The following is a 13,358-nucleotide window of genomic DNA, read 5'->3' as shown; positions in this document are numbered from 1 at the left end:
TGGCCAAAAACGGCCCTGCACGACGTGGGATCATCCCGGGATGGCACGCGACGACCTGGGGTTCGGCACGGGTGACGTCACGGGCACGGTGTTCCAGGCCCAGCACATCCACGGCGACGTGCACGTCCACCCGGGCAAGACCCCAAGGGTGGCCCACGACCCGCCGACGACCTGGACCGACGCCCCCGAACCGCCGCCGGAGATCAAGTCGCTGCTGTGGGCCCAACTCCACGCCGCGCACGAAACCCCGTACCGCCTGCCGGGCGCCCGCAAACCGTCACTGGACACCGTCTACGTCCGCCAGGACCTCGGCAACACCGTCGACGAACCCGAGACACCCCGTCAGGGCCCCGTCCTGGACGACGACGGCAGGCTGCTCGAAACCCCGGCCCGCCCGGCCGTGCGCATCACCGTCCGCCCACCGTCGAGAGCGATGAGCACCGCTCTCGACACCGACGACCACCTGGTCGTCACCGGCGGCCCCGGCCTCGGCAAGTCGACCCTGACCCTGCGCCTGGCCGCCGACATAGCCCAGCACTGGAAGACCCGCACCGACACGGCCCCGCTGACCGAACCCGTGGTGCCTCTGCGCATCACCGCCCGAGCCCTGGCCGCCCGCCTGGACCTGCCGTTCGCCCAGGCACTGGCCGAGAGCGCCGCCGCCGAATACGGCCAACTCCTGCTCGAACCCGTCGACCAGGACCTGTTCACCACCCGCCCGATGGGATGCCGCTGGCTCCTGCTCGTGGACGGCCTGGACGAGGTCTCCGACGCGGACCAACGCCTCCGCCTGGTCAACGCCCTGGCCTCCCGGGCCTCCGACGACGCGTACCGCCTCCTGCTCACCACCCGCCCCACCGAAGGCGGCGCACTGGCCGCCCTGCACCGCGTCCACGCCGTCCGCTACGAGATCCAGCCCTTCGACGCCACGGCCCTGCGCCGCTTCGCCACCAACTGGTTCCCCGACGACGACGCCGACCGCTTCCTGCGCCAAATCCGCGAAGCCCACCTCGACGAACTCCTCCAGGTCCCGCTCCTGGCCACCATCGCCGCGATCATCTACGGCGAGTACCGCGCAGACCCGTTGCCCGGCAACCAGTACTCGCTCTACGACACCTACCTGGCCCACATCCGCCGCGACCAACCAGACCGCTTCGACCGCGAGAACCTCCTCGAACACCTGGCGCGCGTCAGGCTCGAAACCGAACTCCCGCTGCTGCCCGCCGCACGCGCTTTCGTCGGCCACAATGTGTGGCCCGAGGAGTTGGCCGACTACCTGCTCTCGGTGGGCCCGTTCATCCTGCGCGGCGACGACCTCCACTTCCTGCACCAGAGCTTCGCCGAACACCTGGCCGCCACCTCGCGCGCCCGCGAACTCCCGGCCGAGTTCTGCCCGGACGCCTTCGCCGACGTGCTGCACGCAGCGGATGCCCGCGAGTCGGGCCGCTTCGCCCGAGCCGTCCTGCTGCACCACGCCCGCCTGCACCCTGCCGAAGCCGACCGCCTCCTCGCCTGGCTGCACAAGGGCGATGCGTCCCAGCACCTGCTGGCTGCCCGCCTGCTGGCCCACCACCTGCCCGCCTCACCGGAGTCGTTCCTCGCCACGGTGCGAAGTTGGGCGATGACCACGCACGCCGACGCACCCGAGATCCTCAGCGAGGCGACCCGGGCGACCCGCTACCCCGACCTCGTGCCGTGGCTGAGCGGCGTGATGCATCAGAGCGACGCCCCGACCCGGTCACGGGCGGAATGCGCTGCCGCACTGGCGATCCGGGTGCGCGGCCCGCACAGCGCGGAGGCGACGAGGTTCCTGCGCCAGTTGGTGGACGAGCCGCGGGCGTTGGTGAGCGACCGGCTCAAGGCCGCGGAAGCGCTTGCGCAGTGCGGATCCCACGAACGTGACGCCGCCGAACGAGGCCTGCGCGAGGTGCTCGCCGATCCGAACGCCGACGGCACATCCATACGAATTGCCGCAGTGCTGTTGGCGGCGTTCGAGGGTGCGGCACGCGGGTTCGCGACTGAGTCGCTCGTCCGCGTTCTGTCCGATGAGGACTCACGTCCGGACTACATCGCGGAAGCTGCAACAGGTCTGCTGGAGATCAGCCCCGAGTTCGCCGACTTCTGCGCGCATCACTTCCTGGTGGTCCTGCGCGGTGCGGCAGGAACCGCGCACTGCTGGGACAGCGCGGCGCTCGGGCTGGCGTCGATCAGCCCTGCGCACCTCGAACAGGCAGCCGCCGTGCTCACCGAGCGCGTCACCGACCGCCGCCTGTTCGGGGGAGAGCAGAACAGCGCGGCACGGGCGTTGAGCGAACTGGGGGCGCAGCATCGCCGCACCGCAGGCCGGCTGCTCGCCACGATGGCCGCGAACTCGGGCAGTACGATTGGAAAGTCGATCCTGCTCGGGGGCATGGTGACCCACCAGCAGGAACGTGATGCGGCTCTGGCCGAGCTGAGGACGATGCTCTCCGAGCGCCACCAGAACTGGAACAACATCGCGCGGGCCGCCGCGGCTTTGGGTCGTGTCGGACCCGCGTACCGGAATGAGGCGGCTGAGGCCCTGCTGGCGTCCAGCCCGCCGCGTTACTCCCACGACCACGTCACAGTGCTCGACGAACTGGTCCGGCTCGGCGAACCGCATCGAGCGCGCGCGATCGCCGAACTTTGCGATCTCCTCGCCGAGAACGCGGTCGCCGCCGAGGTGCGGTGCCGGGCTGCGGGCACACTGATCAGTTCCGGGCCGGACTTCCACCCCGAAGCGATCGCGCGACTCCGGCAGATGTGGTCCGAGGAACCACGGGCGTTCTACGAACTGGCTCGCACTGGAGTGAGTGACGAGGCGCTCGCAGCGCTGCTGGAACACCCCCGGTCGGACGACTCCGACGTCATGCAGGCACTCGCGGCGACCGTGGCGCGGTTGGACGGTGCGCGGGTGGGTGAGGCGGTCGAGGTGTTGCGGGCGACTGTCCGCGACGGCAGCCGCTCCATGCGCGCCCGCATCACGGCTGCCAGCGGGCTCAGCGTGCTGGCAGCCCGGTTCGACCGCGAGTCCGCCGCCGCGCTGAGTCGGATGATCACAGGTGAGCCGATGATCACCGACTTCGTCTACATCGTCACCTACCACTCCAGCAACGGTCCCGGACCGCGCGGGGAGCTGGCTCGGGCACTGCACACCGTGCTCGGCGACAGCCGCATCTCTGCCGAGCGCAGGTGGAGCGCGCTCCAGGCACTGCACGTGCTCGGCCACAGCGGAGAACCGGAGACGGTGGCGGCCCTGCGGCGCCTGGCCGAGTTCCCCGGCGCCGATCCCGCGCAGCGCGCGGAGGCGGCGGTCCGGCTCGCGCCTGATCACCTGGAGTTCGCGGCGGACCTGGTCGCGTCCGCCGCGAGGTACTTCTTCTTCGAACGGTTGCAGATCCTGGTCGTTGACCTGCTTTCGTCCGGTGTGGACTTGAGCGAGAGGTTCCGTGTCCAATTGGCTTCCGGTGCAACGGCGGTGGCCCAGCGCATTTCCGCGGCCACCGCACTCGGGGACGCGGACGAACTTCACCGGATCGCGCGGGATGCGACGCTGGGGCACAGCCCACGAGAAGCGGCGTACTTCAGTCTCGCGGCACCGGAGGCACTCGCCTTCCACCGTGCTGTGCTGGACGACGCCGATGTGCCGGTCGAAGAGCGCGGACAGGCGGCCTGTGCGTTGGCCAAGCTGGACAGGAGGACCTGGTCGTTCTCGACCGAGGCCCTGTGGCGGTTGGCGGTGGATCCCGGCGTTGCCGCGGCCGAGCGAGCGAAGACGTTGCGGCAGCTGGACACCCTGCTCCGCCCGCGCTCGGACCGGTACCGGCGGGCCGTGATCGAGGTCCTGCACGGGCCTGACGTCCTGGGTGAGGACTGGCAGCCGCTCGTTGCCACGTTGGACCGGACGGTGCGCACGGATCTCGAACGTACGCGGCTGCACATCAGGTCGATCTCGATCGAGCACCGGGTGCCGGTCGCAGACCAGTGGGACGATCTGCCGTTGCGCGACGAGGCGGTGGCGGAGATCCGCGATGTCATCGCCGCGCCCGAAACGTCCAAGCGGGAACGTGTTCGTGCGGCGGTCGCGTTGTTGGGCGTCTCGTTCACCTACCACGCTGAGGCTGTCGCGGTGCTCGAACGGCAGCAGGGCTGGTTCGCGCGGAAGGCGCTCGCCGGGATGGGCGAGGCGCAGTGGTGGCAGGTGCGCGACGAGGCCTTGGACGTGAGTCTGTCGCAGCGAGATCGGTGGCAGGCAGCCCAGGTGCTCAGCGCTCTGAACGTCGCCGTGCCGAGTGAGGTGTGGCATGGGGCGTCGTCGTGGCTGCATCGCATTGACGGGCTCATGGCCTGTGAGGACATCGAAGCGCTGCGCCGCATCAGGGACACGGGCGAGTTGGTCGAGCGGACGCGGGCGGCGGAAGTGCTCAGGACCTGCACGAGAGAGGACCGCGTTGCCGGCGTGCGAGTGCTTGCGGAGGTAGCGATGGACGGTGCTGTGCGTCCTGCGTTGCGGGTTCGGTCTGTTGGGCACCTGCTGAAGTTCGGGGAGATGGGGCGGAAGCAGGCGGCGGCCATCGCGCGGGTGATGATGGCGGACGACGGGCTGCCGGTGCTGGTTCGGGCCAAGGCGGCGGTGGCGCTCCTGCAGGCGGCTCGGACGTCGCGGCGGGAGGTGATGGCCACGCTCACGGAGCTTGCGGCGCTGGCCGGCCCGGTGCGGCGAGTGGAGGTGTTGAAGCGGCTGGGTGCGGTGGAGTCGTTGCGAGCGCTGGCCGCGAGTGAGAGCGACCCGGTGGTGCGGATGCGGTGCGCGAGGGTGGCGGTGGGCCTGCGGCACGACCAGCGGGAGTGGGCGGCTGTGGTGGCGCGGTCGGTGGCGTGGGACGAACGGGTGGCGCGGCACGTCAGGCAGAACGCGGCGCGGGATCTGGCGTTGTGGAGCGCGTTGATGCGGGAGGACGCGCGGGCGCTGCTGGTCCGGTTGAGGGACACGTGCTCGGAATAACACGTGCGCGGTTGACGTTCTCTGCTATGGTTCGTTCATACCGGCGGTGCGCGGCTCAGCGCACGTAGGACCGGCTCAGCTGCTGGACCATCCGAGATCCGCAGCGAAGACCCTCCAGTTTCTCACGCTGGCGGACCTGTATTCGAAGCGCTCTCCTCCGGAATCGGCACGGCCACAGGGGCCCTGCGAGCGGAGTCGACGAGGCGCAATTCGAGCAACCCTCCTGAAAGGACAGTACCGATGGACATCGGTGTACTCGACGTACGCAACAACAAGGCATTTCTCGTTGGCGGGGCTCAGGTTCCGCAGGCGCTCGTGCGGCAGTTCGACCTGCGGCGCGGCGACCGGATCAGCGGGGAGGCCGAGAACGACAGGCTCGTGAGCGTTGACACGGTCAACGGGCGCGCGCCGCACAAGAGGCCTCGGTTCGAGGACCTCACGCCGCTCTATCCCAACGAAAGGCTGCGGCTGGAGCACGATCCCGAAGAGCTCACCAGCCGGGCGATCGACCTGGTCATGCCGGTCGGCAAGGGGCAACGGGCGCTCATCGTCGCGCCGCCCAAGGCAGGCAAGACCATTGTGCTGCAACAGATCGCGCAGGCGATCGCGAAGAACAACCCCGAGGTGCACCTCATCGTCGCACTGGTCGGCGAACGGCCGGAAGAGGTCACCGACATGCGGACGACCATCCCGGGGGAGATGTTCACCTCCACCTTCGACGAGCATCCCAACGAGCACATCCGGGTCGCCGAACTGGCGGTCGAACGGGCCAAGCGGCTCGTCGAGGACGGCCAGGACGTGGTGATCCTGCTCGACTCGCTCACCCGGCTGGGCCGGGCCTACAACCTCGCGCAGCCCAACGGCGGCCGGATTCTCAGCGGTGGCATCGACGCCAGGGCGCTGACGCCGCCGAAGCAGTTCCTCGGGGCGGCACGCAACATCGAGGACGGTGGCAGCCTCACGATCTTCGCCACCGCGCTGGTGGAGACCGGGTCGCTGGCGGACACGGCGATCTTCGAGGAGCTCAAGAGCACCGGCAACGCCGAGCTCAAGCTCGACCGCAAGGCCGCCCAGCGCCGGATCTACCCGGCGATCGACCTCGTCCAGTCGAGCACGCGCAAGGCGGAACTCCTGGTGTCGCCCCAGGAAATGGCCATCATGGACGCGGTGCGCCGGGCCCTGGCAGACCGGGAGATCGACGTGCTCGTCGACGGACTGCGCAAGACCCGGAGCAACGCGGAGTTCCTCATGCAGATGTCGAGGTGAGTTCCCGGTCGCGCTCCCGGGTCGGGGAACCCAAGGCGTAGAACAGGAAACCGATGCCGATCACGATCAGCAGCGGCACCACCTGCGAGAGCGTGTACTCGGTCCGCTGCCCCTCGAACGCCGACGGCAGCTCGAACGGCCAGATCAGCACCACGACGGTGAACGCCACCAGGCCCGTCGTCAGGATCGTCACCAGCCAGGCGAAAGGCGCCCGGAACGGGCGGTCCACGTCCGGCATCCGGTGGCGCAGCACGAGCATCGACGGGAACGTCAGCAGGTAGCTGATGAACGTCGTGCAGATGACCAGCGCGAGCCCGGCGGTGAAGTACTTCTCGGAGTCGCCGCCGGTGAGGTTCAACGCCGTCACCAGAACCACGGACGCCAACACTCCCGAAAGGACGTTCACGCGGATCGGCGTGCCGTGCTTCTCGGAGAGCCGGCCCAGATACGCAGGCCCGGCACCATCGGCACACGCCACGGCCTGCGCGCGGTGGGCACCGATCGCCCACGAGACACCGGACGTCAGCACGCCGATGATCAGTCCGGCCGCGCACACGCTGCCCAGCACGGCACCGGCGCCGGTCAGCGTGACGGTCCCGTCCGCGGCCACGGAGCCGCCGTAGACGGTCAGCACCTGCTTGGCCGCGTCGATGAACCCGCCCAGCCCCTGGATCTGCGCGGCGGGCACCACCAGCAGGATGCCGAGGATCGGGCCACCGTAGAGGAAGAACGCCGAGACGCCGGCGCGCAGGATCGCGAACGGCACGGTGCGCTGCGGATCCGTCATCTCCTCGGTCGCGGTGGACGGCAGTTCGAAGCCCACGTAGTTGAAGATCAGTACGGGCACCAGCACCACGAACCCGGACCAGGTCGGGATGAAGTCGGTGCCGGACAACGGTTGTACGCCGTTCTTCACCGCGTACACGACCACCGAGATCATGAAGAACCCCAGCAGCACGATGCGCGCGTACGCACCGGCGATGGGCACCCACTTGCCGACGTGCAGCGACGCCGCCACGGCCGCGACGCCGATCCAGATGAACACGAGGCCCGCGACGATCTTGCCCACCACGCCCAGCGGCAGGAAGAACGTCTCGAACGTCGTCACGGCGATGATCGCCAGTGTCCCGCCCATCCACAACGGGTTGGACAGCCAGTAGAGGACCTGGTTCACGCCGGCCGCGAGCCGTCCATAAGCGAGCTTCGTCCACACGTACGGCCCACCCTCGACCGGGAACGCCGTGCCGAGTTCGGTGGTCAGGAACCCGTACGGCAGGAAGAACACCACCGCCAGGATCACCATCCACACGAGCCCCTGGGGCCCGCTGGCGGCGACGCTGCCGATCGTGTCGAGGCCGACGAGGGTGCAGAGCAGGTAGAACGTCACGTCCGTGCGGCGCAGCGACTTGCGCAGGTGCGTGCGTTCGTCGAGCCAGTTTCCGCTGAGAGGCTGTACCTCGCTCACGGGCCCTCCAGATGGTTAACTGATTCGCCAGTCAGTTATTCGGGACGGCCTATGTGACCGCGGTCATACGCTGAAGTCAAGGGGGTGTGTTCGATGAGTTATCTCCAGGTCGCCTGGACCGACCCGGCCACGCAGGCGCGCGGCTACCTCGTGATCGACCGGCTGGTGCGCGGGGTCAGCAGTGGGGGACTGCGCATGCGCGCGGGCTGCACGATGGACGAGGTGCGCGGCCTGGCCGAGGGGATGACCGCGAAGGAAGCCCTCAACTACGACCCGCACGCGAAGTACGTCCCGCTCGGCGGTGCCAAGGGCGGCATCGACTTCGACCCCTACGACCCGAGGGCGAAGGACGTCCTCACGGCGTACCTCAAAGCCATGTCCCCCTACATCGAACGCTTCTGGACGATGGGGGAGGACCTCGGGCTGCGGCAGTCCACGATCGACGAGGCCATCGCGAAGATCGGGCTCCAGTCGTCCATCCAGGCCGTCTACCCGTTGCTGGACGACGAGCAGAAAGCCCGGCAACGGTTGAAGGACGCGTTCGCGGTGACCGTCGACGGCGTCAGCCTGGACGAACTCGTCGGCGGCTACGGCGTCGCCCAGGCCGCACTGACGGGTGCTGAGTATCTCCACCTGGACAACCCCACGGCGTTCGTGCAGGGCTTCGGCTCGATGGGCGGCGCGACCGCGCGTTACCTCGCCCAGGCCGGGGTCAAGGTCGTCGGACTCGCGGACGTCCACGGCGTCGTCGCGAACCCGGACGGCCTCGACGTCGAAACCCTGTTGCTGACCAGGGATGCGCACGGCGCCATCGACCGCACGAAGCTCCGGGCGCAGGACCGGCAACGGGACCGCGACAGCTGGCTCACGATCGAAGCCGACGTCCTCGTCCCCGCCGCCACCAGCTACGCGATCAACGCCGCCAACGCGCACCAGGTCAACGCCAAGCTGATCGTCGAGGCGGCGAACATGCCGGTGACCCAGGAGGCCGAAGCCGAGATCCACGCGTTGATCATCCCGGACGTCGTCGCGAACTCCGCCACCAACTCCTGGTGGTGGTGGACCCTGTTCGGCGACATCGACCCGACGGCCGACTCGGCGTTCGAGAAGATCCGCACGAGCATGCGCGCGCTCACGACCAAGGTCCTCACCGAAGGCACCTCGCCGCGGGAAGCCGCCAGGAACATCGCCGGGAAAGCGGTGCAGGAGATCGAAAAGCGGTTCTAGTGCCGCGTCAGCCGGCCTTTGCCCCGTGTTCGGCGTTCAGACGGTCGCAGCGTGGTGCCGGCCCCGCGTCCCTGTACTGGTTGTACCGGGGCGCGGGGCCGGTGCCGCGAGGCGGCCCGCTGAGCGGCGAAGACGCGGCGGAGGTCGGCTGACGCGGCACTAGACTCCGGAAGCATGCCGGGCCTCAAGAACATCTCCACGATCGCGGCACCGCCCGAACGCGTCTGGGCGGTGCTCGCCGACGTCGAACGGTGGCCGGAGCACATCCCCACCGTGACCACCGCAGAACGCCTCGACGACGGTCCTCTGCACGTCGGCGCCCGCACCCGTCTCAAACAGCCGAAGCTGTCCGAGGCGGTGTGGACGGTCACGGAACTCACGGAGAACCGGTCGTTCACGTGGGTGTCGAAGTCGCCCGGCGTGACGATCAGCGCCGAGCACCTCGTCGAACCGCACGAGAACGGGACCCGGCTCACCCTCAGCCTGCTGCTCACCGGCCCGCTGGCCGGCTTCGGCTGGCTGCTCACCCGGTCGATGACCAGGCGTTACGTGGCCGCCGAGGCCGCCTCCATCAAGAAGGCGGCCGAGTAACGGCTCAGCGCTTCTTGCGACGGGCGGGCGCGCCCACGTAGTCGGCCAGGTGCTCGCCGGTCAGCGTCGACCGCTTGGCCACCAGGTCCGCGGGCGTGCCCTCGAACACGACCTTGCCGCCGTCGTGCCCGGCGCCGGGGCCCAGGTCGATGATCCAGTCGGCGTGCGCCATCACGGCCTGGTGGTGCTCGATCACGATCACCGACTTGCCCGCCTCGACGAGCCGGTCGAGCAGCCCGAGGAGCTGTTCGACGTCCGCGAGGTGCAGACCGGTCGTGGGCTCGTCCAGCACGTAGACGCCGCCCTTGTCCGCCATGTGCGTGGCGAGCTTCAGGCGCTGCCGCTCACCGCCGGACAGCGTCGTCAGCGGCTGGCCGAGCGACAGGTAGCCGAGGCCGACGTCGTTGAGCCGCTGCAGGATCGCGTGCGCGGGGGGCGTCTTCGCCTCGCCCGAACCGAAGAACTCCACGGCCTCGGCGACGGGCATCGCGAGCACCTCGGAGATGTCGCGGCCGCCGAACTTGAACTCCAGCACGGCCTGGTCGAACCGCTTGCCCTCGCAGACGTCGCAAGGGGATTCGATCGTCGCCATGATCCCGAGGTCGGTGAACACGACACCGGCGCCGTTGCAGTTCGGGCACGCGCCCTCGGAGTTCGCCGAGAACAGCGCGGGCTTCACGCCGTTGGCCTTGGCGAACGCCTTGCGGATCGGCTCCAGCAGGCCGGTGTAGGTCGCCGGGTTCGACCGCCGCGATCCCTTGATCGGCGTCTGGTCGACCACGATCGCACCCGAGTCGCGCGGCAGCGACTGGTGGATCAACGACGACTTGCCCGACCCGGCCACACCTGTGACCACGGTCAGCACCCCGAGGGGGACGTCGACGTCCACGTCGCGCAGGTTGTTCGCGGACGCGCCGCGGATCTCCAGCACACCCGTCTTCTCCCGCACCAGCTCCTTCAACGACGCCCGGTCGTCGAGGTGCCGCCCGGTCACGGTGTCGGACTTGCGCAGCCCTTCGAGGGACCCCTCGAAGCAGATCGTGCCGCCGTTGCGCCCCGCACCGGGGCCGAGGTCGACGATGTGGTCCGCGATCGCGATCGTCTCCGGCTTGTGCTCGACGACGAGAACCGTGTTCCCCTTGTCCCGCAGGCGAAGCAGCAGGTTGTTCATCCGCTCGATGTCGTGCGGGTGCAGCCCGATCGTCGGCTCGTCGAACACGTACGTCACGTCGGTCAGCGCCGACCCGAGGTGCCGGATCATCTTCACGCGCTGCGCCTCACCGCCGGACAACGTGCCCGCGGGCCGGTTCAGCGACAGGTAGCCGAGACCGATCTCCACGAACGAGTTCAGCGTGTGCGCGAGCTTGTCGGTCAACGGCGCCACGGACTTGTCCTTCACCCCGCGGATCCAGTCGGCGAGGTCGGTGATCTGCATGTCGCACAGGTCCGCGATGGACACGCCCTTGATCTTGGACGACCGCGCCGCCTCGGTCAGCCGCGTGCCGCCGCAGTCGGGGCAGGTGCCGAACGTCGCCGCGCGGTCCACGAACGCCCGGATGTGCGGCTGCAGCGCCTCGCGGTCCTTCGACAGCATCGACTTCTGCAGCTTGGGGATCAGGCCCTCGTAGGTCAGGTTGATGCCGTTGACCTTGATCTTGATCGGGTCCCGGTACAGGAAGTCGTGCAGTTCCTTCTTGGTGTACTTGCGGATCGGCTTGGCCGGGTCGATGAACCCGGACTGCGCGAACGTCTGCACGGTCCACTGGTTGTCGACGTTGTAGCCGGGCACCTTGATGGCGCCCTCCATGATCGACTTCGACTCGTCGTAGACCTCGGTCAGGTCGATGTCGGACACCTGCCCGCGTCCCTCACAGCGCGGGCACATGCCGCCGGTGATGGAGAACTCGCGGCGCTCCTTGACCTTCTGGCCGCCCTTCTCGATCGTCACGGCACCCGCGCCGGAGATCGAGGCGACGTTGAACGAGAACGCCTGCGGGCCACCGATGTGCGGCGCGCCGAGGCGGCTGAACAGGATGCGCAGCATCGCGTTCACGTCGGTCGCGGTGCCGACGGTCGAGCGCGGGTCGGCGCCCATCCGCTGCTGGTCCACCAGGATCGCCGTGGTGATGCCCTCGAGGAGGTACACCTCCGGGCGCGGCAGGGTCGGCATGAAGCCCTGGATGAACGCGCTGTAGGTCTCGTTGATCAGCCGCTGCGACTCCGCGGCGATCGTGCCGAACACCAGCGAGCTCTTGCCCGAGCCGGAGACACCGGTGAAGACCGTCAGCCGCCGCTTCGGGATCTCCACGTCGACGTCGCGGAGGTTGTTCACCCGCGCGCCCTGCACGCGGATCAGGTCGTGGGTGTCCGCGTCGTGCGGTGCCGTCCTGGTCATGGCGCAAAACTAACTCGCGCGCCTCGCTCGTGCTTCTTGATTCGTGATTGGTCATCCACGAATTCGATAGTGGTAGGTGCACACCTCGCGGAACCCTGTCCGCTCGTAGAGCCGGAACGCCGTGGTGTTCGCCTTCTCCATCTGCAGGTACATGTGGTTCGCCTCGCGCGCGGCCGCCCACGACGCCAACGCGGCGAGCACCGACCGTGCGGCGCCTTGACCGCGTGCGTGCGGAAGGGTCGCCATGCCGAACACGCCGGCCCAGCCCTGTTCGGTCACCGCCCGCCCGACGGCCACGACCTGGCCGTCGACCTCGGCGTACGCGTAGGCGGACGGGTGCTCGACGCGGCTGAGCAGGTCGCGTTCGGCACTGACGTCCCGCGTCGTCACCGCCTGCCACGCCGCGAGCCACTCGTCGGTCGGCCGGACCGTCACCTCGCCCGCGTCCGAGTCGGACTGCCGCAGCACGTCCGCCGTCGACGCGATCTGCAGCGACATGTCATGACCCCGGGTGTAACCCCTGGTGTGGAGCGTCTCGTCGAGGTCCTCCGCGCACACGCCCGGCGTGATCTGGAACCGCACCTGCGCGCCGCGTTCGGCGCAGAACTCCTCGGCCCGCGCGACCCGGTCCTCGCGGTCGTGCGGCAGCACCGCGCTCACCCACCAGGCGTCGCCGGGGGAGTGCCGCAGCCACCAGCCGCCCGCCTCCTCGACGTGCGCGGCGGGCTGGGCGCGGGCCGCGTGCTCCTGCAGCGTCTTGAGCAGCACGTCAGTCCAACGACCCCAGCAGCCAGTTGCCTGCCTCGGCGGGATCCTCGGAGAAGTAGAACTCCCGGATCGCCGCCAGCAAGGCCTGTGTGGACAGCAGACCGTCCTCGTCGGACAGCAGGTCGTGGATGCCGCGCGCGTCGCCCTCGGACAGGCCCATCAACGCGCCGGTCCACTTCACGTGCTCCTCCAGCGTGAGTCTGCCGTCGCCGTCCTCGTCGGCCACCGCCATCACGGCGTCGAGGAACGGCACGTAGCCCTCGTCGAACGACTCGGGTGTCTCCAGCAACCCGTTCGCGAACGCCTTCTGGTACTCCTCGGCGCTGATCCGGCCGTCGCGGTCCTGGTCGGTCACCGACACCAGGTGCTCCCACAGCCCGAGCAGCATTCCGTGGAACCGCACGGCTTTCGGGTCGTCGTGGGCCAGCCCGAACGCCTTCGTGGTGCGCTCGCCCGCCTGGGTGAAGTCCTCCCGCTCGATGAAGCCGTCGCCGTCGGTGTCGTAGGTCCGGAACCGGCGGGCGAGCTTGCGTTCGAGGAAGGCGGTGATCTCCACACGACCCTTCTACCGCATCCGGCTCCGAAACGACACGCCCGGGTTCACGTTGTGCCGGGTCGTTCGC

Annotated in this window: 8 protein-coding genes; 4 read left to right on the top strand and 4 right to left on the bottom strand. The window is 69.1% G+C overall.

What is annotated here, in order from left to right:
* Positions 1 to 40: 40 nt before the first annotated feature.
* Both JNUCC0626_RS16170 and rho read left to right on the top strand, forming a co-directional pair.
* Positions 41 to 5,023, top strand: coding sequence for an NACHT domain-containing protein (locus JNUCC0626_RS16170; protein WP_394620581.1), 4,983 nt, complete (start codon positions 41 to 43; stop codon positions 5,021 to 5,023).
* Positions 5,024 to 5,263: 240 nt separating this feature from the next.
* On the top strand, positions 5,264 to 6,289 hold the full coding sequence (gene rho / locus JNUCC0626_RS16165; protein WP_394620580.1) for a transcription termination factor Rho: 1,026 nt from the start codon (positions 5,264 to 5,266) through the stop codon (positions 6,287 to 6,289).
* On the opposite strand, the gene JNUCC0626_RS16160 is transcribed toward rho, so the two are convergent.
* On the bottom strand, positions 6,270 to 7,754 hold the full coding sequence (locus tag JNUCC0626_RS16160; RefSeq protein ID WP_394620579.1) for an APC family permease: 1,485 nt from the start codon (positions 7,752 to 7,754) through the stop codon (positions 6,270 to 6,272). The genes rho and JNUCC0626_RS16160 overlap by 20 nt on opposite strands.
* A 93-nt stretch (positions 7,755 to 7,847) precedes the next feature.
* On the opposite strand from JNUCC0626_RS16160, the gene JNUCC0626_RS16155 reads away from it, so the two are divergent.
* Positions 7,848 to 8,981 carry a Glu/Leu/Phe/Val dehydrogenase dimerization domain-containing protein gene (locus JNUCC0626_RS16155; RefSeq protein WP_394620578.1) on the top strand — a complete coding sequence of 378 codons (1,134 nt, stop codon included), beginning with the start codon at positions 7,848 to 7,850 and terminating at the stop codon, positions 8,979 to 8,981.
* Between the two features lie 174 nt (positions 8,982 to 9,155).
* On the top strand, positions 9,156 to 9,572 hold the full coding sequence (locus JNUCC0626_RS16150; protein ID WP_394620577.1) for an SRPBCC family protein: 417 nt from the start codon (positions 9,156 to 9,158) through the stop codon (positions 9,570 to 9,572).
* Between the two features lie 4 nt (positions 9,573 to 9,576).
* On the opposite strand, the gene JNUCC0626_RS16145 is transcribed toward JNUCC0626_RS16150, so the two are convergent.
* The 3 genes from JNUCC0626_RS16145 to JNUCC0626_RS16135 are packed head-to-tail and all read right to left on the bottom strand — an operon-like array spanning position 9,577 to position 13,291.
* Positions 9,577 to 11,967, bottom strand: a complete 2,391-nt coding sequence (locus JNUCC0626_RS16145) for an ATP-binding cassette domain-containing protein (protein ID WP_394620576.1) — start codon at positions 11,965 to 11,967, stop codon at positions 9,577 to 9,579.
* 51 nt (positions 11,968 to 12,018) lie between these two features.
* The gene (locus JNUCC0626_RS16140; protein WP_394620575.1) at positions 12,019 to 12,735 is read right to left on the bottom strand and encodes a GNAT family N-acetyltransferase; all 717 of its coding nucleotides are present in this window, start codon (positions 12,733 to 12,735) and stop codon (positions 12,019 to 12,021) included.
* Position 12,736: 1 nt separating this feature from the next.
* Positions 12,737 to 13,291, bottom strand: coding sequence for an EF-hand domain-containing protein (locus JNUCC0626_RS16135; RefSeq protein WP_394620574.1), 555 nt, complete (start codon positions 13,289 to 13,291; stop codon positions 12,737 to 12,739).
* Positions 13,292 to 13,358 lie beyond the last annotated feature (67 nt).

The organism is Lentzea sp. JNUCC 0626 (genome assembly GCF_043632865.1).
Taxonomy (GTDB): Bacteria; Actinomycetota; Actinomycetes; order Mycobacteriales; family Pseudonocardiaceae; genus Lentzea.
This window is presented reverse-complemented; position numbering and strand designations above follow the sequence as displayed.

Coding starts and splice junctions, on each gene's coding strand:
- JNUCC0626_RS16155 (WP_394620578.1), top strand. CDS start 7,848: ATGAGTTATCTCCAGGTCGCCTGGACCGACCCGGCCACGCAGGCGCGC.
- JNUCC0626_RS16145 (WP_394620576.1), bottom strand. CDS start 11,967: ATGACCAGGACGGCACCGCACGACGCGGACACCCACGACCTGATCCGC.
- JNUCC0626_RS16170 (WP_394620581.1), top strand. CDS start 41: ATGGCACGCGACGACCTGGGGTTCGGCACGGGTGACGTCACGGGCACG.
- JNUCC0626_RS16150 (WP_394620577.1), top strand. CDS start 9,156: ATGCCGGGCCTCAAGAACATCTCCACGATCGCGGCACCGCCCGAACGC.
- rho (WP_394620580.1), top strand. CDS start 5,264: ATGGACATCGGTGTACTCGACGTACGCAACAACAAGGCATTTCTCGTT.